This is a genomic window from Paraburkholderia sp. RL18-085-BIA-A, from assembly GCF_046027075.1.
Classification (GTDB): domain Bacteria; phylum Pseudomonadota; class Gammaproteobacteria; order Burkholderiales; family Burkholderiaceae; genus Paraburkholderia.
The window spans coordinates 1-234 of sequence record NZ_JARESU010000728.1 but is presented as its reverse complement, the minus strand read 5'-3'; the positions used below and the strand labels follow the sequence as shown (position 1 = coordinate 234).

Below are 234 nucleotides of genomic sequence, written 5' to 3'. Positions count from 1 at the left end.
AGCACCGCACAGCGCCATGCGCCAGACGATGTCAACCGTGCCCGGGTGCGCGCCGATCGTCGCAAGCGACAGCAATCCGGCCGCGAACAGCGCGAGCCCGATGCCGCCGAGCACGCCAGCCGAGTAGCGGTCGGACAGCGCGCCGGCGAGCGGCGCGGCGACCACGATCACGAGCGGCCAAGGCGTCATGTAGAAGCCCGTCTGCACCTGCGAGAAGCCGAGCGAATGTTGGAA

The 234-nt window shown here is 69.7% G+C and carries 1 pseudogene; it reads right to left on the bottom strand.

What is annotated here, in order from left to right:
• Nucleotides 1–234: pseudogene (locus tag P0D89_RS54575) on the bottom strand (MFS transporter); the annotation flags it as partial.